Source organism: Streptomyces sp. Root1304, from assembly GCF_001426405.1.
Classification (GTDB): Bacteria; Actinomycetota; Actinomycetes; order Streptomycetales; family Streptomycetaceae; genus Streptomyces.
On sequence record NZ_LMEP01000001.1, the window covers coordinates 302115 to 323409 of the forward strand.

The 21295-nt window shown below is 73.2% G+C and carries 17 protein-coding genes; 7 read left to right on the forward strand and 10 right to left on the reverse strand.

Annotation, left to right across the window (positions count from 1 at the left end; genetic code table 11):
• Window positions 1-15: 15 nt before the first annotated feature.
• Complete coding sequence (locus ASD33_RS01305) at window positions 16-621, forward strand: nucleoside triphosphate pyrophosphatase (protein ID WP_056551862.1); 606 nt, start codon at window positions 16-18, stop codon at window positions 619-621.
• Window positions 622-642: 21 nt separating this feature from the next.
• On the opposite strand, the gene ASD33_RS01310 is transcribed toward ASD33_RS01305, so the two are convergent.
• Window positions 643-1128 carry a hypothetical protein gene (locus ASD33_RS01310; protein WP_107103605.1) on the reverse strand — a complete coding sequence of 162 codons (486 nt, stop codon included), beginning with the start codon at window positions 1126-1128 and terminating at the stop codon, window positions 643-645.
• Between the two features lie 375 nt (window positions 1129-1503).
• Here ASD33_RS01310 and ASD33_RS01315 point away from each other — a divergent pair, with 375 nt between their 5' ends.
• Both ASD33_RS01315 and ASD33_RS01320 read left to right on the forward strand, forming a co-directional pair.
• Window positions 1504-3258 carry a biotin carboxylase N-terminal domain-containing protein gene (locus tag ASD33_RS01315; protein WP_056551864.1) on the forward strand — a complete coding sequence of 585 codons (1755 nt, stop codon included), beginning with the start codon at window positions 1504-1506 and terminating at the stop codon, window positions 3256-3258.
• Window positions 3259-3340: 82 nt separating this feature from the next.
• On the forward strand, window positions 3341-3886 hold the full coding sequence (locus ASD33_RS01320) for a TetR/AcrR family transcriptional regulator (RefSeq protein WP_056551867.1): 546 nt from the start codon (window positions 3341-3343) through the stop codon (window positions 3884-3886).
• 112 nt (window positions 3887-3998) lie between these two features.
• Here the strand turns inward: ASD33_RS01320 and ASD33_RS01325 are convergent, their stop codons facing one another.
• Window positions 3999-4958: a DeoR/GlpR family DNA-binding transcription regulator gene (locus ASD33_RS01325; RefSeq protein WP_079044484.1), complete on the reverse strand. Its 960-nt coding sequence runs from the start codon at window positions 4956-4958 to the stop codon at window positions 3999-4001.
• 201 nt (window positions 4959-5159) lie between these two features.
• Window positions 5160-6599, reverse strand: coding sequence for an NAD(P)H-quinone dehydrogenase (locus ASD33_RS01330; RefSeq protein ID WP_056551873.1), 1440 nt, complete (start codon window positions 6597-6599; stop codon window positions 5160-5162).
• Window positions 6600-6826: 227 nt separating this feature from the next.
• Between ASD33_RS01330 and ASD33_RS01335 the strand changes: the two genes are divergently transcribed.
• The 4 genes from ASD33_RS01335 to ASD33_RS01350 all read left to right on the forward strand — a co-directional run bounded on the left by ASD33_RS01335 (window position 6827) and on the right by ASD33_RS01350 (window position 11536).
• Complete coding sequence (locus ASD33_RS01335) at window positions 6827-7264, forward strand: gamma-glutamylcyclotransferase (RefSeq protein ID WP_017239758.1); 438 nt, start codon at window positions 6827-6829, stop codon at window positions 7262-7264.
• Window positions 7265-7432: 168 nt separating this feature from the next.
• A complete protein-coding gene (locus tag ASD33_RS01340; protein ID WP_056551875.1) occupies window positions 7433-8236 on the forward strand; it encodes a purine-nucleoside phosphorylase in 804 nt (267 codons plus the stop codon).
• 261 nt (window positions 8237-8497) lie between these two features.
• Complete coding sequence (locus tag ASD33_RS01345) at window positions 8498-10150, forward strand: phospho-sugar mutase (protein ID WP_056551878.1); 1653 nt, start codon at window positions 8498-8500, stop codon at window positions 10148-10150.
• Window positions 10151-10456: 306 nt separating this feature from the next.
• Window positions 10457-11536 carry a hypothetical protein gene (locus ASD33_RS01350; protein ID WP_242426840.1) on the forward strand — a complete coding sequence of 360 codons (1080 nt, stop codon included), beginning with the start codon at window positions 10457-10459 and terminating at the stop codon, window positions 11534-11536.
• Window positions 11537-11552: 16 nt separating this feature from the next.
• Here ASD33_RS01350 and ASD33_RS01355 read toward each other — a convergent pair whose 3' ends face one another.
• From ASD33_RS01355 to pstA, 7 genes are all read right to left on the reverse strand, one after another.
• Window positions 11553-12359 (reverse strand): phosphate ABC transporter ATP-binding protein, encoded by an 807-nt coding sequence (locus ASD33_RS01355; RefSeq protein ID WP_056553706.1) that lies wholly within the window; start codon window positions 12357-12359, stop codon window positions 11553-11555.
• 55 nt (window positions 12360-12414) lie between these two features.
• A complete protein-coding gene (locus ASD33_RS01360; protein ID WP_056551885.1) occupies window positions 12415-13290 on the reverse strand; it encodes a class E sortase in 876 nt (291 codons plus the stop codon).
• Complete coding sequence (locus ASD33_RS01365; RefSeq protein ID WP_056551888.1) at window positions 13287-14525, reverse strand: hypothetical protein; 1239 nt, start codon at window positions 14523-14525, stop codon at window positions 13287-13289. The genes ASD33_RS01360 and ASD33_RS01365 overlap by 4 nt, the downstream gene beginning before the upstream one ends.
• 128 nt (window positions 14526-14653) lie before the next feature.
• Window positions 14654-15628 carry a substrate-binding domain-containing protein gene (locus ASD33_RS01370; protein WP_056551891.1) on the reverse strand — a complete coding sequence of 325 codons (975 nt, stop codon included), beginning with the start codon at window positions 15626-15628 and terminating at the stop codon, window positions 14654-14656.
• A 130-nt stretch (window positions 15629-15758) separates the two neighbouring features.
• Window positions 15759-18311 (reverse strand): hypothetical protein, encoded by a 2553-nt coding sequence (locus tag ASD33_RS01375; protein WP_056551893.1) that lies wholly within the window; start codon window positions 18309-18311, stop codon window positions 15759-15761.
• Complete coding sequence (pstS, locus tag ASD33_RS01380; RefSeq protein ID WP_199863425.1) at window positions 18308-20098, reverse strand: phosphate ABC transporter substrate-binding protein PstS; 1791 nt, start codon at window positions 20096-20098, stop codon at window positions 18308-18310. The genes ASD33_RS01375 and pstS overlap by 4 nt, the downstream gene beginning before the upstream one ends.
• Window positions 20095-21294 carry a phosphate ABC transporter permease PstA gene (gene pstA, locus ASD33_RS01385; RefSeq protein ID WP_079044487.1) on the reverse strand — a complete coding sequence of 400 codons (1200 nt, stop codon included), beginning with the start codon at window positions 21292-21294 and terminating at the stop codon, window positions 20095-20097. The genes pstS and pstA overlap by 4 nt, the downstream gene beginning before the upstream one ends.
• Window position 21295 lies beyond the last annotated feature (1 nt).

Genomic DNA, 21295 nt, shown 5'->3' on the forward strand with positions numbered 1-21295 from the left:
GGCTACGCTTCCCCCATGACTGCTGATCCGCGCCGCGTCGTGCTCGCCTCCGCCTCCCCCGCCCGGCTCGGTCTGCTCCGGCAGGCCGGCCTCGACCCCGAGGTGATCGTGAGCGGGGTCGACGAGGACAAGGTGCACGCCCCGACCCCGGCCGAGCTCGCGCTCGCCCTCGCGGAGGCCAAGGCCGCCCATGTGGCCGCCCGGCCCGAGGTGTTCGGCGCCCTGGTGATCGGCTGCGACTCGGTCCTCGAACTCGACAAGCAGGCCCTCGGCAAGCCCGCCGACGCCGAGGAGGCCACCGCCCGCTGGAAGGCGATGCGCGGCCGCGTCGGCATCCTGCAGACCGGTCACTGCGTGTACGACACGGCCGCCAAGCGCTTCGAGTCGGCGACGGCCTCCACCGTGGTCCGCTTCGGCGAGCCGACGGACGAGGAGATCGCGGCGTACGTGGCGAGCGGCGAACCGCTGCACGTGGCGGGCGCGTTCACCCTCGACGGGCGCTCGGCGCCCTTCATCGACGGCATCGACGGTGACCCGGGCAATGTGATCGGCCTGTCGCTGCCGCTGCTGCGCACGCTGCTCGCGAAGCTGGACGTCCGGATCACCGACCTCTGGACCTGAGAGCCCCGCGCGGCCGACGGGTCACGCCGCCGCCGGGAGCTCCCCCTGGGGTCCGGCAGCGGCCCCGTCGCCCTTCCCGCCGTCCCCGCCGTCGCCCTTCCCGCCGTCCTTCCTGTCGTACGCCACCAGCGTGAGCACGATCAGGCCGAGGACGGCGACCAGGAAGGCGAAGGCCCCCCAGCCGATCAGCCCCACCGCGACCGCGCCGAGCACCCCGTGCACGATCGCGCAGCCGATGAGCAGGCCCCGGCCGAAGCGGCCGGGCCGGCGGTCGCGGACGCCCGCGACGAGGGCGACCAGGGCGCAGAGGACGAGCGCGGCGCCGGAGACGATGCCGAGCACCCAGGTGCCGGTGGACATCGCGTCGGGGTCCATGCCGTCGAGGGACATCGACTGGGCCTTCACGAACCGCGCCATCACCGCGTTGATCACGACGATCCCGGGCGCTTCGAGGAGCAGCACCGCCGCCGTCACGAGAGCTATCGGTCTGCGGGCCACCTCGGCCACCCCCTGCACACGACTGTTACCGACAGTACGATCGACAGCGCGAAGGCTACTGGCCGGTAAACCCCTGGACAAGAGTGCGGACACGCCGGGCGAAGGCGGTCCGCCCGGCGGCGGCCCGGCAAAGAATCACCGGGCCATTCGTAGGGACTCCACAAAGAAACCCGAATGGCGACTGGCCGCACGAACAGAGACCTGCGCCACACCTCGGAGCTACTGTGCCGTAAAGGAACCCTGCGTACCGTGGTGCGACAAGGGAATTCACGACCCGAGCAGGCCCGGGGTCACGCTCCGTGTGGGCAAGCTCACCACTGGGGACGGGTCGAAAGGCCGTGTCGGCAGTCCCTAAACTCAGCTTGTTTCAAGGAGGGAGCCATCGTGCGCAAGGTGCTCATCGCCAACCGTGGCGAAATCGCTGTCCGTGTGGCGCGGGCGTGCCGTGACGCGGGTATCGGCAGCGTGGCCGTGTACGCCGAGCCGGACCGGGACGCTCTGCACGTCCGGGCCGCCGACGAGGCGTTCGCTCTGGGCGGTGACACTCCGGCGACCAGTTATCTGGACATGGCGAAGGTCCTGCAGGCGGCGAAGGACTCCGGTGCCGACGCGGTCCACCCGGGCTACGGCTTCCTGTCGGAGAACGCCGAGTTCGCGCAGGCCGTCCTGGACGCCGGGCTGACCTGGATCGGCCCGCCGCCGCAGGCGATCCGCGACCTGGGCGACAAGGTGGCGGCGCGTCACATCGCGCAGCGCGCCGGCGCCCCGCTCGTCGCGGGCACCCCGGACCCGGTCTCGGGGGCCGACGAGGTCGTGGCCTTCGCCGAGGAGCACGGACTGCCGATCGCGATCAAGGCCGCGTTCGGTGGCGGTGGCCGCGGCCTGAAGGTGGCCCGGACGCTGGAAGAGGTTCCCGAGCTGTACGACTCGGCGGTCCGCGAGGCCGTCGCGGCCTTCGGTCGCGGCGAGTGCTTCGTGGAGCGCTACCTGGACAAGCCGCGGCACGTGGAGACGCAGTGCCTGGCCGACTCCCACGGCAACGTGGTCGTCGTGTCCACGCGTGACTGCTCGCTCCAGCGCCGTCACCAGAAGCTGGTCGAGGAGGCCCCCGCGCCGTTCCTGACCGAGGCGCAGAACGCGGAGCTGTACGCGGCGTCGAAGGCGATCCTGAAGGAGGCCGGCTACGTCGGCGCCGGCACGGTCGAGTTCCTCGTCGGCACCGACGGCACGATCTCTTTCCTGGAGGTCAACACCCGTCTGCAGGTGGAGCACCCGGTGACCGAGGAGGTCACGGGCATCGACCTGGTCCGCGAGATGTTCCGGATCGCCGACGGCGAGGAGCTCGGTTACGGCGACCCCGAGATCCGCGGTCACTCCTTCGAGTTCCGCATCAACGGCGAGGACCCGGGCCGCGGCTTCCTGCCCGCCCCGGGCACCGTCACCCTCTTCGCCCCGCCGACCGGCCCCGGTGTCCGGCTGGACGCGGGCGTGGAGTCCGGCTCGGTCATCGGCCCGGCCTGGGACTCGCTCCTGGCCAAGCTGATCGTCACCGGCGCCTCCCGTGAGCAGGCCCTGCAGCGCGCGGCGCGTGCGCTGGCCGAGTTCAAGGTGGAGGGGATGGCGACCGCCATCCCGTTCCACCAGGCCGTCGTGGTCGACCCCGCCTTCACCGCGGACCCGTTCCGTGTCCACACCCGGTGGATCGAGACGGAGTTCGTCAACGAGATCAAGCCGTTCGCCCCGGCGGGCGCGGACGCCGACGAGGACGAGTCGGGCCGCGAGACGATCGTCGTCGAGGTCGGCGGCAAGCGTCTCGAGGTCTCGCTGCCGTCCTCGCTGGGCATGACCCTGGCCCGTACGGGTCTGGCGGCCGGCGCGAAGCCGAAGCGGCGCGCGGCGAAGAAGTCCGGTCCGGCGGCTTCCGGTGACACCCTCGCCTCCCCGATGCAGGGCACGATCGTGAAGATCGCGGTCGAGGAGGGCCAGGAGGTCAAGGAGGGCGATCTGATCGTCGTCCTGGAGGCCATGAAGATGGAGCAGCCGCTGAACGCGCACCGCTCCGGCACGGTGAAGGGCCTGACCGCCGAGGTCGGCGCGTCGGTCACCTCCGGCGCCGCGATCTGCGACATCAAGGACTGATCCGTAGCACCGAGTACGGTACGAAGGGCCCGCAGGCTGTTGCCTGCGGGCCCTTCGTACCGTGGGGAGGGGACGAGAGACCATGCGAGCCGACGCACGCCGCAACCACGAGCGCCTGCTCGGTGAGGCCCGCGCCTCCTTCGCGGAGCAGGGCACCGACGCGCCGCTGGAGGAGATCGCGCGCCGCGCGGGCGTGGGCATCGGCACGCTGTACCGCCACTTCCCCACCCGGGCGGATCTGCTGAACGCGGTCTTCCAGGAGGCCCTGACGGCGCTGCTGCGCCGCTCGGCGGAGCTGGAGGAGGCCGAGGAGCCGTGCCGGGCACTGGTGGAGTGGCTACGGGCCCTGATCGCGCACGCGGGTGAGTACCGGGGCCTCGCGCACGCGCTGATGTCCGCCTCGCACGACCGGAGTTCGGCGTTGGCCGGGTGCAGCGACCCGCTGCGCGCGGCGGGTGAGCGACTGCTCGGGCGCGCCAGGGAGGCGGGCCTGGTGCGGGCCGATGTGTCGATCGGCGACCTGATGCAGCTGACCAACGCCATCGCGCTGGCGGCGGAACAGTGCCCGGAGGACGGGGAACTGGCGGACCGTCTGCTCGCGCTGACACTGCGGGGCATCAAGGACTGACGTACGGAAGGTTCTGCGGCTTCCGGCCGCGGTTGGTGGCTCCGCGGCGGGCTTTCGGCGCGTGGGACCCCTGGGGGAGGGTCCCTCGGGGACCGGGCTCGGTGGCTCGGTCTCAGCGGCGCCGCATGTCGGCGACCCGCGCCGTGCGTTCCAGGGTCTCGGCGGCCATCCCTCCGCCCGGTCCCCGGTACTGACCGGCCGCCATGCGGCCACGCTGGACCGGGAGCGGCATGTCACGGCGGGGCCGGGCGCCCGGGGGGACCTGGTCGCCGCCCGTGGGGGTGGCGGCGCCCGTGCCCGCGACGGCGATCTGCACGCCCTGGTCGGCCAGGGCCTGGAGCTCGGTGGCGGCCCGGTCGTCGTGCGCCGGGGGCTCGTCGGTCACCAGGCGGGTGATGACGTCCGTCGGCACCGTCTGGAACATGGTGTCGGCGCCGAGCTTGGTGTGGTCGGCGAGGACCACGACCTCCGCCGCCGCCTGCACCAGCGCCCGGTCCACGCTCGCGGAGAGCATGTTGGACGTGGACAGGCCGCGCTCGGCGGTCAGTCCGCTCCCGGACAGGAAGGCGCGGGAGACCCGGAGGCCCTGGAGCGACTGCTCGGCCCCGCTGCCCACGAGGGCGTAGTTGGAGCCGCGCAGGGTGCCCCCGGTCATGACGACCTCGACCCGGTTGGCGTGGGCGAGGGCCTGCGCGACGAGCAGGGAGTTGGTGACCACGGTCAGACCGGGCACGCGGGCGAGCCGGCGGGCCAGCTCCTGCGTGGTCGTCCCGGCGCCGACGACGATGGCCTCGCCTTCTTCGACGAGGCTCGCGGCGACGTCGGCGATGGCCGTCTTCTCCGCGGTCGCGAGATGGGATTTCTGCGGGAAGCCGGATTCTCGCGTGAATCCGCCCGGCAACACCGCACCGCCGTGGCGGCGGTCGAGGAGTCCTTCTGCCTCCAGTGCCCGTACGTCTCTCCGTACGGTCACTTCCGAGGTCTGGACGACGCGGGCGAGCTCGCGGAGCGACACGGCCCCATTGGCTCGCACCATTTCGAGGATCAACTGGCGACGTTCTGCAGCGAACACGAAACTGACAGTAACGCGACCGGCCGGCGCTTTTCAGCGGTATGCACCGAATTGCAGAAGATACACACAGACGGGGCCTCCAAGTGGTATGGGAGACCCCGTCGTTGATCGGCTTCACCCCGGACCTATGCCCCGGCTTGCCGGGGGTTGTCCGGGTCGGCGAACCGTTCCCGCAGGCGGGAGCCGTGTCCGCCCCGAGGGTCAGGCCTCGCCCGCCGACTTCCGGGTGTGCAACTGCCGTGCCACTTCCGCGATCGAACCCGACAGGGAGGGGTACACGGTGAAAGCATTTGCGATCTGTTCGACCGTCAGATTGTTGTCGACCGCGATCGAGATCGGATGGATCAGTTCGCTCGCCTTCGGCGCGACGACACAGCCGCCGACCACGATGCCGGTGCCGGGACGGCAGAAGATCTTGACGAAACCGTCCCGGATGCCCTGCATCTTCGCGCGCGGGTTGCGCAGCAGCGGCAGCTTGACGACCTTCGCGTCGATCTTGCCCGCGTCCACGTCGGCCTGCGTGTAGCCGACGGTGGCGATCTCGGGGTCGGTGAAGACGTTCGACGAGACCGTCTTCAGGTTCAGCGGGGCCACCGCGTCGCCGAGGAAGTGGTACATCGCGATGCGGCCCTGCATGGCGGCCACCGAGGCGAGCGCGAAGACACCGGTGACGTCACCGGCCGCGTAGACGCCGGGGGCGCTCGTACGGGAGACCTTGTCGGTCCAGATGTGGCCGGAGTCCTTCAGCCTGACCCCGGCCTCCTCCAGGCCCATGCCGGCCGAGTTCGGGATCGCGCCGACCGCCATCAGGCAGTGGGTGCCCGAGATGACCCGGCCGTCCGCGAGGGTGACCTCGACCCGGTCGCCGACCCGCTTGGCGGACTCGGCGCGGGAGCGGGCCATGACGTTCATGCCGCGGCGGCGGAAGACGTCCTCCAGGACGGCGGCGGCGTCCGGGTCCTCGCCCGGAAGGACGCGGTCGCGGGAGGAGACGAGGGTGACGCGGGAGCCGAGGGCCTGGTAGGCGCCGGCGAACTCGGCACCGGTGACACCGGAACCGACCACGATGAGCTCCTCCGGGAGCTCCTTGAGGTCGTAGACCTGCGTCCAGTTGAGGATGCGCTCGCCGTCCGGCTTGGCGTCCGGCACCTCGCGCGGGTGGGCGCCGGTCGCGATGAGCACGGCGTCCGCGGTCAGCGTCTCCTCCGTGCCGTCGGCGGCGGTGACGATCACCTGGCGGGAGCCGTCCATGGCCTGCCGGCCGGAGAGCCGGCCGCGGCCGCGGAGCACCCGGGCGCCGGCCCGGGTGACGGAGGCGGTGATGTCGTGCGACTGGGCCAGCGCGAGGCGCTTCACCCGCCGGTTGACCTTGCCGAGGTCCACGCCGACGACGCGGGCGGCCTGCTCGACGTGCGGGGTGTCGTCCGCGACGATGATGCCCAGCTCCTCGTAGGAGGAGTCGAAGGTGGTCATCACCTCGGCGGTGGCGATCAGGGTCTTGGAGGGGACGCAGTCGGTCAGGACGGACGCGCCGCCGAGGCCGTCGCAGTCGACGACGGTCACCTCCGCGCCGAGTTGGGCGCCCACCAGGGCCGCCTCGTATCCGCCGGGTCCGCCGCCGATGATCACGATCCGGGTCACTGGGATCTACGCCTCGCGCTCTCGTTCTGCCGGGGGGTCCCCCCGCTGGGATGCAGTGCGTACGCCATTGTCCCGCACGCTTCAAGTGCGTACCCCATTCTCCCGCACGCCCGGCGCGGTCTCACGCCGGGGCCTCCGAAGGGGTGCGTGCCGCCCCGGGCGGGCACCCCACGGCCCCCACCTCGGAGTTCACCGGACACCCCGCCCCCTCCCGTACCCTCGGTCCCATGTCGCTCTACGCCGCTTTCGCCGGCAACCTCGACGCGCGGCTGATGAGCCGCCGCGCACCGCATTCCCCGCTGCGCGGCACCGGCTGGCTGAACGGCTGGCGGCTCACCTTCGGCGGCGAGCAGATGGGCTGGGAGGGAGCGCTGGCCACCATCGTGGAGGCCCCCCGGTCGCAGGTCTTCGTGGCGCTGTACGACATCGCGCCCATGGACGAGGACTCCATGGACCGCTGGGAGGGCGTCGGCCTGGACATCTACCGCCGGATGCGGGTCCGGGTGCACACCCTGGACGGCGAGGAGCCGGCCTGGGTGTACGTGCTCAACGCCTACGAGGGCGGGCTGCCCTCCGCGCGGTACCTGGGCGAGGTGGCCGACGCGGCCGAGTCGGCGGGCGCACCGCACGACTACGTGATGGAGTTGCGCAAGCGGCCCTGTTGATCCGCCGGATGCGGTCGCCCCGTCCGTTCGTCGGAAACGACAAGACAACGATCGCATGTCCGTCGGCATCGTCATCTACGCGCGTAGGCATTCTCCGGCTACGCTTCTGCGCGTAACAAATCCGTCCGGGGCGCACCTCGGACCCCCCTCCCCGAGGCGAGAGAGTCAGTGAACGCAACTGCCACCCCGTACGAGGCCGCCGAGGCCGCTGCCGCACGTCTTCGCGAGCTGACCGGAGTCGAGAACCACGACGTCGCCCTGGTCATGGGCTCCGGCTGGGCGCCCGCCGTCGACGCGCTCGGTGCCCCCGAGGCCGAGTTCCCCGTCACCGACCTCCCCGGCTTCCCGCCGCCCGCCGTCGAGGGCCACGGCGGCAAGGTCCGCTCGTACAAGATCGGCGAGAAGCGCGCGCTGGTCTTCCTCGGCCGCACCCACTTCTACGAGGGCCGCGGCGTCGCCTCCGTCGCCCACGGTGTCCGCACGGCGGTCGCCGCCGGCTGCAAGACGGTCATCCTCACCAACGGCTGCGGCGGTCTGCGCGAGGGCATGCGCCCCGGGCAGCCCGTCCTCATCAGCGACCACCTCAACCTGACGGCGGCCTCGCCGATCGTCGGCGCGAACTTCGTCGACCTCACCGACCTGTACTCGCCGCGGCTGCGCGCGCTGTGCAAGGAGGTCGACGAGACGCTGGAGGAGGGCGTCTACGTCCAGTTCCCCGGCCCGCACTACGAGACCCCGGCCGAGATCAACATGGTCCGCGTCATGGGCGGCGACCTCGTCGGCATGTCCACCGTGCTGGAGGCCATCGCCGCGCGCGAGGCCGGCGCGGAGGTCCTCGGCATCTCCCTGGTCACCAACCTGGCGGCGGGGCTCTCGGGCGAGCCGCTGAACCACGAGGAGGTCCTGCAGGCGGGACGGGACTCGGCGGCGCGGATGGGTGAACTGCTGACGCGGGTCCTCGACCGCATCTGAGTTCGTCCCGCTCGGCGGGGCCGCTGCGCGGGGCCGTTTCCCCACCCCGCCCCTTCCCGTGACCGGGGCTCCGCCCCGGACCCCGCGCCTCAGACGCCGGCGGGGCTGGTTTTCCAGCCCGCCCGGCGTCTGAGGGCACGGCCGCAGGCCGACGGGGTCCGGGGGCTCGCCCCCGGTTACGGGAAGGGGCGGGGTGGGGAAAGGCTCCGCGCAGCGGCACACGCCCCCACCCTCCCGCCCGCCCACCCCGAAAGGCACACCGTGACGCAGGACGACCTCCTCACCCGGGCCCAGGCATGGCTCGCCGAGGACCCCGACAGCGAGACCCGCGAGGAGCTCGCGAAGCTCATCGAGGCGGGCGCGACCGACGACCTCGCCGCCCGTTTCGCCGGCACCCTGCAGTTCGGCACCGCCGGACTCCGCGGTGAGATCGGCGCGGGCCCCATGCGGATGAACCGCTCCGTCGTCATCCGCGCCGCCGCCGGCCTCGCCGCGTACCTCAAGGCCAAGGGCCAGGACGGCGGCCTCGTCGTCATCGGCTACGACGCCCGCTACAAGTCCGCGGACTTCGCACGCGACACCGCCGCCGTGATGACCGGAGCCGGGCTGCGCGCCGCGCTGCTCCCCCGCCCGCTGCCGACGCCGGTCCTGGCGTACGCCATAAGGCATCTGGGGGCCGTCGCCGGCGTCGAGGTGACCGCGAGCCACAACCCGCCCCGCGACAACGGCTACAAGGTCTACCTGGGCGACGGCTCGCAGATCGTGCCGCCCGCCGACGCGGAGATCGCCGCCGAGATCGACGCGATCCGCTCGCTGCACGACGTGCCCCGCCCCGAGACCGGCTGGGAGACCCTCGGCGACGAGGTCCTGGACGCCTACCTGGAGCGTACGGACGCCGTCCTGACCGACGGTTCCCCCCGCACCGCGCGGACCGTCTACACAGCCATGCACGGCGTCGGCAAGGACGTCCTGACAGCCGCGTTCGCCCGCGCCGGCTTCCCGCCGCCCGCGCTGGTCGCCGCGCAGGCCGAGCCCGACCCGGCCTTCCCGACGGTCGCCTTCCCCAACCCGGAGGAGCCGGGCGCGATGGACCTCGCCTTCGAGGCCGCCCGCGCCGTGGACCCCGACCTGGTCATCGCCAACGACCCGGACGCCGACCGCTGCGCCGTGGCCGTGCCGGACCCCTCGGTCACCGGCGGCTGGCGGATGCTCCGCGGCGACGAGGTCGGCGCGCTGCTCGCCGCGCACCTCGTGCACAAGGGCGCCACCGGCGTCTTCGCCGAGTCGATCGTGTCGTCCTCGCTGCTCGGCCGGATCGCGGAGGCCGCGGGCGTCGGCTACGAGGAGACGCTGACCGGCTTCAAGTGGATCGCCCGCGTCGACGGCCTGCGCTACGGCTACGAGGAGGCGCTCGGCTACTGCGTCGACCCCGAGGGCGTCCGCGACAAGGACGGCATCACGGCGGCGCTGCTGGTCACCGAGCTGGCCTCGGTGCTCAAGGAGCAGGGCCGGACGCTGACCGACCTGCTCGACGACCTGGCGGTGGCGCACGGACTGCACGCCACGGACCAGCTGTCGGTCCGGGTCGAGGACCTGAGCGTCATCGCGAACGCCATGGCGGCGCTGCGCGAGCGCCCGCCGGTGTCGCTGGCCGGCCTGACCGTGGCCTCGGCGGAGGACCTGACGAAGGGCACCGAGTCGCTGCCGCCCACGGACGGGCTGCGCTACCACCTGGAGGGCGCGTACAAGGCACGGGTGATCGTCCGCCCGAGCGGTACGGAGCCCAAGCTGAAGTGCTACCTGGAGGTCGTGGTGCCCGTCGCCGCGGCGGTCGACCTCGCCCCGGCCCGCGCGAAGGCCTCGGAGCTGCTGGTCGCGATCAAGCGGGACCTCTCGGCGGCCGCGGGGCTCTGACCCCGGCCGCCTCCGGGGGGCCGGTAGGGAATCACTTCCGTACCGGCCCCCTTGCGCGTCCCCCGCGCTCCCGTCCCCGTACCGGCCCCGTTTCGCCGTACCCCGCGCTCCCGTCCCCGTTCCTTCGCCCGTCCGGGTGAACCCCGTACGGCACGTGACGCAAGGCGTCTCCCGCGCGCCGGGGGCGCGCGCCAGGGTGACCCGGTGTCCGTGACCCCCGTGCCGTCCGTCCCCGCCACCCGTACCCCCCGATCCGCCCCGCCCCGCCCGGGCCGACCGCCCCGCCCGGCCCCCCGGTTCGGTGCGCTGCGGCACGCCGCCCCCGCGCTGCTCGGGTATCTGGCGGTACGGCTGCTGGGCCTCGCCGTGCTCGCCCGCTGGGCGCATCTCAAGGGGCACGGGCTGCTGCCGCTGCTCGCCGGGTCCTGGGACTCGCTCTGGTACCTGGACATCGCCGGTCACGGGTACACGGCGGAGCCCTCCTACCCCCGGAACCTGGCGTTCTTCCCGCTCTTCCCCGGGCTGGTCCGGGCGCTCTCGGCGGTGCTCCCGGGCTCCCCCGCCGCGCTCGCGCTCGGGCTGGCCGTGGTCTGCTCGACGGCCGCCGCCTGGGGGATCTTCGCGGTCGGCGACCGGCTGCACGGCCGCCGTACGGGCACGGTCCTCGCGGTTCTGTGGGGTGCCTCGCCGGTGGCCGCGGTGGAGTGGACGGCCTACACGGAGTCGCTGTTCACGGCGCTCGCCGCCTGGGCGCTGTACGCGGTCCTCGACGGGCGCTGGGCGTGGGCGGCGGGGCTCGCGGTGGCCGCCGGGCTCACCCGGCCGACGGGGCTCGCGGTGGCGGCGGCGGTGACCGCGGCCGGACTGCTCGCCGCCCGGCGCCGCGACGGCCGCGCCCTGGCCGCCGCGCTGGTCGCCCCGCTGGGCTGGCTGGGGTACGTCGGCTGGGTGGGGCTCGTACGGGGGCGCTGGGACGGGTACTTCGAGGTGCAGCGGCTGTGGGGGAACCAGTGGGACGGCGGCGCGCTGACCCTGGGGGCGCTGCGGAAGTACCTGGTCTACACCCAGTACGAGCCGTTCTTCCTGTCCGTCGTGTCGGTGGTGCTGCTGCTCTCGGCCGGGCTCTTCCTGTGCTGTCTCGCCGACCGGCAGCCGCTGCCGCTGCTGGTGTTCACGGGGGTGCTGCTGCTGGTGGTGCTGGGCAGCGGCGGGGTGTGGTTCCCCCGGGCCCGCTTCCTGCTGCCGGGCTTCCCGCTGCTGCTGCCGCTCGCGGCGGGGATCGCCCGGGCCCGGCGGCCGGCCGCCGCCCTCGTGCTCACGGGGGCGGCGCTCTCCTCGGCGTGGCTGGGCGGCCACATGCTGCTGGTGTGGGACGGGGCGCCCTGAACGGGCCTGGGGGTGTCTAGCCGAAGCGGCCGTTGACGTAGTCGGCGGTGCGCGGGTCCGTGGGTGAGCCGAACACGGTCTCCGTGGGCCCGTGTTCGACGATCACACCGGGCGTGCCCTGTTCGGCGAGGAAGAAGGCGCAGGAGTCGGAGACCCGGGCCGCCTGCTGCATGTTGTGGGTGACGATGACGACGGTGACCTCGGACTTCAGCTCGGCGATGGTCTCCTCGACGCGCCGGGTGGAGGTCGGGTCGAGGGCCGAGCAGGGCTCGTCCATGAGCAGGACGCGGGGGCGGACGGCGAGCGAGCGGGCGATGCAGAGGCGCTGCTGCTGACCGCCGGAGAGCGCCCCGCCGGGCTGCCGCAGCCGGTCCCTGACCTCGCGCCAGAGTCCGGCCTTGGTGAGGCACTCCTCGACGAGGTCGTCCTTGGCCTCCTTGCCCGCGCGGATGCCGCCGAGCTTCAGGCCGGCGAGGACGTTCTCGTACAGGGACATGGCGGGGAACGGGTTGGGCTTCTGGAAGACCATGCCGATCTCGCGGCGGGCGTGGGTGATGCGGCGGCCCCGGTCGTAGATGTCGGCGCCGTCGAGGAGGACCCGGCCGGCGAGCGAGGCGGTGCCGGTGAGTTCGTGCATCCGGTTGAGGATGCGCAGGAAGGTCGACTTGCCGCAGCCGGAGGGGCCGATGAGGGCGGTGACCTCGCGGGCGGGCATGGCGAGCGAGACCCGGTCGAGGACCTTGCGGTCCCCGAACCAGGCGGAGACGGCCTCGGCTTCGAGGGCGGCGGCCCGGGACGGGGCCGCCGGTCCGGCGCCCGGCACGGGCGGCAGGGTGACGGTGTCGGCGAGATCGGTCACGGTGTGGACTCCACAGCGGTCAGAGGAGGTTGGGGAGGAGACGGGTCAGCTCGCCGGAGACGAGGACGCCGAGGGCGACGAGGACGGGCACGGCGGTGACCCAGGCCTGCCGGGCGCCCCAGCGGCGGCGGGCGAACACGGCGAGCAGGGCGGCGAGGAGCAGCGCCTGCGCGCCGAGGAAGATCCCGGACCAGGCGTCGGGGTCGCCCGCGAGGGGCTTCTCGGCCGCCGTGATCCAGCCGGGGCGCAGTGGCCTCGGCGGGCTGGGCCACGCGGTGCCGAGCAGTCGGGCGTCGACGCGGACGAGGTCCTCGGGGGTGTACGCGCCGCCGCTCGCGGTCATCAGCGTGAGCCGCCCCTGACCGGCGCCGAGGGGTGCCGGGTTGGGGTCGCCGGGGCGGCGGACGCCGGTCACCTCGTACACGGCCTCGCCCTGTCCGGTGGTGACCTCGATGCGGGCGCCGTTCGGCAGCCGGTGCACGTCGTTGAAGGGGCTGCCGTACCCCCAGGTGCGGCCCATGACGACGCTGGTCCCGGCCTGGCCGGGCAGGGCCGTGTCGCGGCGGTGGCCGGGGCCCGACATCAGGACCCCGGAGGTGGTGCCCTCGGCGACGACCTCGCGCAGGCCGAGCGCGGGGATGCGGATCAGGGCCACCGGGGCGCCGGGCCCGAGCGGTTTGCCGTCGTAGGTGAGCTGGCCCACCGGGGCGGTGCCGAGGGCGAGTTGTTCGCGCAGTTCGTCGTAGGCGGTGGACTGGTCGCGGGCGTGCTGGAGGTGGCCGAGGACGGTGAGGTTGGCGGCGAATCCGATGAGCAGCGCGGCGAGCACGGACAGCGCCGCCCCGGCCAGGGCGAGCCCGGCGCGGGGGGCGGTGGGTGGCGGTGCGGTCGTCACGGGCGGGCGCCGCCCTTGCGGCGGCGGGTCCGGATGACGGCGGCCGCGCCGAGGAGGCAGAGCGTGAGCGAGCCGAGGGCGGCGGACGCGGCGGTGGAGCCGGTGGCGGCGAGGGAGCCGCCGCCGGTGGTGGTGGTGCCGCCGGTGGAGCCGGAGCCGCTGCCGCCGGAGGTGCCGGTGCCGCCCGAGGTGTCCGTACCGCCGGAGGTTCCGGAGCCGCCGGTGGTGTCGGTGCCCGTGGTGTCGGTGGCGGTCGGCGTGGGGCCGGTGCTGTCCGTCGGGGTGGGCTCGTCGGTCGGGCCGTCGGTGGGTCCGTCCGTCGGGCCGTCGGTGGGCCCGGTGCTCGGGGTGCCGGTGGGGGTGTCGGTGGGGGTGGGTTCGGTGCTCGGCGTGCCGGTCGGGGTCGGGGTGGTGGCCGGGCCCGCGATGAACACGGCGAGGTTCGAGGTGGCGGTGTACGCGGCGGGGTCGGCGGGCGTGAACTGCGCGAGGACGGCCATGTCCAGGTTGACGGTGTCGTGCATGGTGGCGGTCACCTCCGCCTTGCCGTCGACGAGTTCCTTCGTCCCCAGCTCGACGGGCTCGCCGTTGCTGTCGAGGGTGAGGAAGGTGACGGTGCCGGCCGCGCTCGCCGGCTGGATCTCGGCGCGGACCGGGAAGGGGCGGCCGGCGGGCGGGAGGGCGCTGTCGGAGGAGACCGTCAGGTTGGTCGCCTGCTGGCCGATGGCGGCCCAGTCCTCGCCGGTGACCTCGATCATCTGGGAGAAGTACGCGGCCCGCGCCTCCGCGTCCGCCGTCTCGCAGAAGAGCCGCAGCTCGTACCGGCCGTCCAGGGGCCCGGAGGGCACGATCTCGCGCAGCCGCTCCTGGAGGGTGGCGTGTCCGGTGCCGGAGGTGGTGAGCGTGCCGGATATCGGGGTGGTGCCGAGCGGGCCGCCGGGCACGACCTCGGCGATCGGTGCGCTGAGGGTCGGGTCGCCGGGGTTGACGAGGGCGAGGACGCCCTTGACGTACGGCTTGTCGGCCTCGGCGGGGGTGGGGCAGGGACCGGAGGCGGTGAGCGAGGCCGGTCCGGCGGCGAGGGTGCCGGCGGCGGGGGTCAGCGTGAGGGTGCCGTGCCGGGTGAGGGCGGCGGCGGGCGTGGACAGGGCCAGGACGATCGCCAGCGTGCCGCAGAGGAGGGCGAGTGCCGTGAGCAGGGCCACGGGTGATCTGAGGGGTGCGACCGGGTTCATGGGGTGGAGTTCCTCCGAGGCGGGGCCGGGTGGTGACCGGTGGGTGTGGGTGGTGATCGCTGCGGGACACGCCGGGGGGCCGGGCACCCGAGGGTGCCCGGCCGGTGTGCGGTCAGGGGAGCCGGTGGTCAGCGCTCGCCCTTGAGGGTGGTGGTGCCGCAGTCGGCGCCGAGGGTGCCGAAGCCGTAGTTGGTGATCGTGGTGCCGGCGGCGCAGACCTTGGAGGCCGAGCCGACGAACGTCTGGGCGATCGTGGCGTTGGTGAGCTTCGCGGTCGGGACCACGTTGTAGACGTCGCGCTTGATGCCGAAGAGCGGGTTCAGCGTCTTGTCGGCGTTGCGCGGGGCGACACCGGCGACGGAGCCGAGCACGGCGGCACCGCGGCGGTCCGTGACGACGGCCTTCTCCTGCGCCGTGTACTGGGCGACGGAGTAGGGCGCGATGTCACCGGCGCTGTCGAGGACGGTGCCGTCGTTCTCCTGGACGCCCTGCTGGACGCAGGTGCCCGGGGTGGTCACGCCGATGGAGGAGAGGAAGAACTGACGCGTGCCGGAGTTGGCCTGCGGCAGGATCGGGGTGAGGGCCACACCGTTGAGGGACGTGGTGGTGCACTCGTAGATCGCCTTCAGCTGGGCCACCGTCAGGTCGGTGGGCAGCGCGCTGTCGGAGCGCTTCACCCAGGACACCGCGTCCTTGGCGAAGGGGATCCAGGTGAGGTCCGTGGTGCTGCTGTCGACCGGGCCGCGCGAGGAGCGGGCGAAGTCGAGGCACCCGGAGTTGGTGTCCACGGCGTTGCGCAGGGCGTCGATGCCGCCCGAGGAGCCGTTGGGCCGGTTGATCACACAGCCGGTCGCCTTGGTCTTGATGGTGGCGGTGCCGGTGGCGTCCCAGGACGCGATGATCTTCTGGCCGAAAGCGTTCACGACGACGTTGCCGAGGCCGTTCACGACGTCCTGGGTCGTGTCGGAGCCGACGCCGGCGAGCGTGCGGTACTGGGTGACCGGGCTGGGGTCGGCCTGCGCGGCGGGGGCGAGGGCGACACCGAGACCGAGGGCGGCCACACCGAGGGCGGCACCGATACGAGCGCGGGACTTGACGTTCACTTCTGATCTCCTCCGTGGAAACGGATGTCATGGAATGGACGCACAAGCAAAATCCGGATTCTTTATCCGGCCGGTCCGTCGACCGGCCGGGAACAACAATTCCGTACGGCGAACCCGGCGACCACCACGATCAGCCGCTCTTCAGGTTACGAATTCCTGTCCTAGGTGAATCCGAGGGAATCCGGCAACGTCCGGCGATTCCGAGGACGACGGGTCCCGCGAGTCCGGCGAGGCCGCCGGCGACGAGGACCGCGAGGAGGACCCAGCGGACGGCACCGAGGACCTGGGAGGGGGTGCTGCCGGTGTCGGCGAGCCGCTCGGCCGTGGAGCCGCCGGTGCCGCCCGCGCCGCCGTTCGCGCCGGAGCCGCCGCTCGCGGCCGTACCGCCGGAGCCTCCGGTCGCGCCGGTCCCGCCCGGTCCGCCGGACGAGCCCGCCGCTCCCCCGGCGGCCGTACCGCCGGAGCCCGCGCCGGTGGCGCCGCCCGTTCCCGTACCGCCGGAGTCCGCGGACCCGCCCGTACCGGAGCCGGCCGAGGAGCCCGCGCCGGAGTCCGTGCCCCCGGTGGTGCCGGGTCCCGGCGGTGCGCCGCGTTCCAGCCGGCCGGCCGCGGCCAGCGTCCGGGCCTTCAGCTCCGCGGGCAGCGGGGCGTAGCCCAGCGGCAGCTCGCCGGGGGCGGTGCCCTGCTTCTGCCCGGGTCCCGCCGCGTACCGCAGCACGCGCGCGTAGTCCCGGCGGGCGTCCGCGGGGAGGGCGGTGGAGGCGGCGGCGTAGGTGACGACCGTCAGCGGGTAGGCGCCCTTCCTGGCCCGCGTCGGGTCGGGGGCGAGGACGCCGGGGACGGCCGAGTCCTTGAGCTGCCCGACCGCTTCGAGCAGGGACGGGGTGCTGGGCCGGACGAAGTTTCCGTCGGCGTTCGGCAGGGCGGCGATCTGGAGCTGGTAGCGGGCGGCCGTGGCGGCGTCGACGATCCCGTAGGCGCGCCGGCCGCCGGGGCGGACGTCGCCGCTGACGAGCTTCAGCTCGTTGGTCACGGTGTCGGTGGCGACCTGGTCCTTGGCCCCGTTGGTGCCCCGGCGGACCCAGCGTGCGGCGTCGTGCATGTCGAGGGCGTACGGCGAGCGGTCGACCTGGCCGTAGGTGATGGCCTTCGGCGGGAGCACGAGTTCCGTTTCCGTGGGGTCCGCCTTCATGAATTCGTCGGAGCCCGCCGCGGCGAGCCCGAGATCCTTGAAGTAGGGGTTGATCTTCGTTCCCCAGGGGTCCGGATTTCCGGCCAGGAAAGCGCGTGCGTCGCGGTCGGCGCGCAGATAGTCCCAGACGATCCGGGCACTGTCCGAGCGGTCTGCGGCGACCATGATTCCGCCGGGATAATTCTGGGGGGCCTGCGGGAAACGCGTGAACTCCGGATTCAGTTTCAGGAATTCCTGGTCACGGAGGATGGACTCCGGGTTGCCCTTGAGGTGGTCGGGGACGGGCGCGGTGTTGCTGAGCAGCCGGACGTCGTACGGGTAGGAGGCGGTGAGCAGCTTCGCCAGGAGCCGGGGGTTCAGCTTCAGGTCCCTGACGAGTCCGATCCGGTCCGCCTCCCAGTAGAGGCCGACGGTGAGCCCGTTGACGGCGACGGGCGCGTGGACGAAGCCCGCCTTCTCGCCGCCCTCCACGGGCTGGACCGTGAAGGCGAGGCCCGGCGAGGTGGCGGTCGGGTTGAGCAGGTTGCCCCGGGCCAGGTCCTCGCCGCGCTGGGTGAAGGTGAAACGGGTGGTGCCCTCGGCGCAGAGCGCGGACTGCCAGGAGGTGAGGGCGTCGGTGACCAGCTCGGAGCCGGTCATGCGGCGCTCCTCCTTGTCTGCCGGGCAGGCCTCGCGGACCGGCAGGAAGTCGAGCGGGAAGACGATCCGCTGGTTCCAGTTGGTGGTGGAGAGCGCGGAGGTGACCGGGCGTCCGTTGGTGCCGGGGGTGCCGTTCGGGTCGTGGGAGCCGCGGGGCACCACGACGAGCCAGCAGCCGCGGCCCCTGGCGTCCGCGCCCGTGCCGACCGGGTCGCCGCAGCCGAGGTGCGGGGCCTCCCGGGTGGTCTGGAGGCTCACGGCCGCCTCGCCGGTGCCGTCGGGCTGGGTGGCGGCGAAGAACTCCTCGTTGGTGTCGCCGGAGCTGAAGTAGGTCCAGTCGGTGGGCTTGGTCGTGGGCGGCCCCGAGACCGGGGTGAAGGGCACGAACGGATCGGTCGTCTGCCCGGGGTACTCCGGGCTGGGGATCTCCGAGGCGTACTGCTTCTCCAGCGGGTCGGAGCCGACCGGGAGGAGACGGCTGCCGACGAAGGCGCCGAAGTCGGAGCCCTTGCTGCCCGCGCCGAACTGGCACTGTTCCCGCTTCGGCCCGGCGGGGTCGTCGCCCCAGCACTGCATGATCTGGAGGTAGTCGGTGTTGTAGCCCTGGGTCGGCTTCCCGCCCTTCCAGGTCACCTTCAGGCCCTGCGCCCGCAGGTTCCTGGTCTGGTGGACGGTGACTTCGAGGCCGGAGAAGTCGTCGTACGGGCCCTTGGTGCCGCGTTTCGTCAGCGCCGAGCCGTCGGGTCCCGCGGCGGCCGCGGCGGGCTGCGAGGGCAGCGGCAGCAGGGCCAGGACGAGGGCGGCGAGCAGGGCGCCGACGCCGGCCCCCCTCCTGCGGGCCGTGGGCTTCATCGGGTGCCTCCCTGACGCTGGGCGCGGGCGGTGAGGGCGCGCCCGACGAGCGGCGGGCCGACGACGGTGGCGAGGAGCAGGACCACGGAGAGGGCCATGAGCACCCCGCGCAGGCCGCCGCCGGTCTCGGCGGCGAGGGTGACCGGGGTGCCGACGATGCCGCCGCCGGGGTCCCCTCCGCCGGTGGCGCCGTTGCCGCCGCCCGCGTCCCCGCCGAGGACCTCGCCGGTGTCGGGGTCGACGGCTCCGCCTCCGGTGGCGCCGCCGCCGGCGGCCGAGCCGGTTCCGGCGGCCGTACCGCCGCTCGTGGCACCGCCGTTGCCGGTGCCGGAGGTGGTGGCGGAGCCGGTGGCGCCGCCGGAACCTCCGGTGGTGGAGCCTCCGTTGGTGCCGGAGCCCTGGGAGGAGCCGGCCGAGGAGCCGTTGGCGCTGCCGCCGGTGGACCCTCCGCCGGTGGCCGAACCTCCGTTGTTCACCGGGGTGTTCGAGCCGCGCGCACCGCCCGTCCCGTCCCCGCACTGGGTCGCGCCGCGCTTGTCGCAGGCCTTGGGCATGGGGGCGTTCCTGGCGAGGGTGTTGGTGCCGTCCGCCGAGAAGGTGGGGTTGCGGCAGCCGGCCAGGTCGACGGCGCCGGTGGGCGCCCCGGGTATCCGGCGGACCTGTTCGAAGCCCGCCTGGACGAGGTTCTTCGGCAGCGGCGAGTAGCCGAGCTCCTCGGCCTGCTGCTGGCCCTCGCAGAGGAAGTAGCGGGCGAAGGTGCCGATCGAGCGGCCCTTGTCCCGGGTGTGCGGGGCGGTCTCGGTGGTGGGGACGACCATGTAGCTGTAGCTGGAGAGCGGGTAGCCGCGCCGGTCGGAGGTGCGGTAGACGCCGTCGAGGATCTGGGTGAGGTAGTCCGTCGAGTTCTTGTCGTCGTTGATCCGGGCGCTGAGCAGGGCGACGGCGACGCTGGAGGCGGTCGGCTCGACGTAGTACCCGGCGGAGTTGAGGATCTTGGCGACCGGGAAGTGGGCGTTGATCGCGTAGGAGTACTCGACGTAGGTGATGGCCCCCTCGCCCTGCGGCTGGCGCACATGGGCGGAGACGCCGAGGGAGCCGGACTTGGCGACGGTGGTGGTGCCGGGCACCACCGGGAAGTACGAGGTCATGCCGCAGGGCGTGTCGCGGCCCGCGCGTCGGCAGTAGTCGTTCCAGACGGCGCCCTGCTCCTTGGCGAGCCAGGTGGTGAACTGGGCGGTGGTGCCCGAGCCGTCGGAGCGCACGACGGGGACGATGCGGCGCGCGGGGAGCGTGAGGCCGGGGTTGTCGGCCTTGATCTCGGGCGCGTTCCACATGGTCAGCCGGCCGGTGAAGATCCCGGCGAGTACGGGCCCGGAGAGCCGCAGGTTGGTGACCTGGCGGCCGCTGATCCGCAGGTTGTACATGAAGGCGGTGCCACCGGCGACGATCGGCATGTACGCGTACCCGCGGCTGGGCGGCACGTCGGTGGCGTTGCCGTCCTTGAGGCCGTACGGGATCTCGGAGACGGCGAAGTCGACGGTGCCGTTCTTGAACTGCTCGCGGCCCTGGGAGGAGCCGTTGGCGTTGAAGTTGACGGTCAGTCCGGTGTTGGCGCCGATGTTGCGGCGCCACTGCTCGACGGCGTTGGAGCTCCAGGTGGAGCCGGATCCGGTGATCTTGGTGTAGCCGGCGGCCTGTGCGGCGGGCGGCTGGACGAGCAGGGCGAGCAGCACGCACAGGGCGGCGGCGAGGCCCAGCAGGGTGCGGGTGGCGGACACGGCTCTCACGGCGTACTCCTCGGCGATGCGGGTGCGGATCGGTCCGCTCGGGCGGCGTCGCGCCGGGACGCCTCGGCCCGGCGCCGCTCCTGGCGCTTCGTCAGCTGTCCTGGGCCGCGCCCGCCCGCGATCCGGGCGAGGACGAACAGGAGCAGGACGAGCAGCATGAGGACGGCGGCGGTACCGAACCCGCGGGCGATCATGTTCGGTTCGGGCGACTTGACGAGCTCGAAGGTGGCGAGCGGCAGGGAGACCTGGGCGCCGGAGGTCGGCAGGGCGTTCAGCTCGGCGGTGAAGCCGGCGGTGAGCAGCACGGGCGAGGTCTCCCCCACCCCGCGCGCGGTGCCGAGGATCACGGCCGTGGTGAGCCCCGAGCGGGCGGTGGGCAGCACCACGTGCCAGACGGTGCGCCAGCGCGAGGACCCCATGGCGTACGAGGCCTCCCGCAGCGTGCCGGGGACCAGCCGGATGACGACGTCGGCGGCGCGGATGATGATCGGCAGCATCATCACGGAGAGGGCGAGGGAGGCGGCGAGGCCGGAGCGTTCCATGCCGAGGCCGAGGATGACGGTCGCGTAGACGAACAGGCCCGCGACGATCGAGGGCAGTGCCGTCATGGCCTCGACGACGGTGCGGACGAGGCGGGCGAAGGCGCCCGGCACCTCCGTGAGGAAGACCGCACAGACGATGCCGGTGGGCACGGTGAGCGCGAGGGCGATGCCGACCTGTTCGAGGGTGCCGACGACAGCGTGCAGGATGCCGCCGACGTCGAGCGGTTCGAGGGGTCCGGCGAGGCTCATGTCCTGGGTGAAGAAGTTGAGGTGGACGAGGGCCTCGCGTCCTTCCCAGAGCGTGAAGGCGACGACGAAGACCAGGACGGTGAGGAGGAGCAGCCCGAAGGTGCGGACGAGGACGCCCGCGATCCGGTCGCGCACGGCGGGCCCGTCCTCGTCGAAGGAGACGAGGACCGCGTAGAGCCCGAGGAAGAGGACGTACGCGACGAGGGCGAAGCCGACGGCGCCGCTGAAGGGCAGCAGGCGGGCGAAGAGCAGCCAGGTGAGGGCGAGCGAGGCGGCGGCGGCGCCGAGCACGGCGTACACGTCGGAGGCGCGCAGGCTGCCGGTGGTCCTGCGGTGTTCGGGTCCGGGCGGCGGGGACTTCTCGGCGGGCGGGCGCAGCCGCGGCCGCTCCGGGGCGATGGTCATG

Excerpts from the sequence above, each read along its gene's own strand:
- ASD33_RS01365 (WP_056551888.1), bottom strand. The coding sequence starts at position 14,525 with ATGAACCCGGTCGCACCCCTCAGATCACCCGTGGCCCTGCTCACGGCA.
- ASD33_RS01335 (WP_017239758.1), top strand. The coding sequence starts at position 6,827 with ATGTCGCTCTACGCCGCTTTCGCCGGCAACCTCGACGCGCGGCTGATG.
- ASD33_RS01375 (WP_056551893.1), bottom strand. The coding sequence starts at position 18,311 with ATGAAGCCCACGGCCCGCAGGAGGGGGGCCGGCGTCGGCGCCCTGCTC.
- ASD33_RS01305 (WP_056551862.1), top strand. The coding sequence starts at position 16 with ATGACTGCTGATCCGCGCCGCGTCGTGCTCGCCTCCGCCTCCCCCGCC.
- ASD33_RS01320 (WP_056551867.1), top strand. The coding sequence starts at position 3,341 with ATGCGAGCCGACGCACGCCGCAACCACGAGCGCCTGCTCGGTGAGGCC.
- pstA (WP_079044487.1), bottom strand. The coding sequence starts at position 21,294 with ATGACCATCGCCCCGGAGCGGCCGCGGCTGCGCCCGCCCGCCGAGAAG.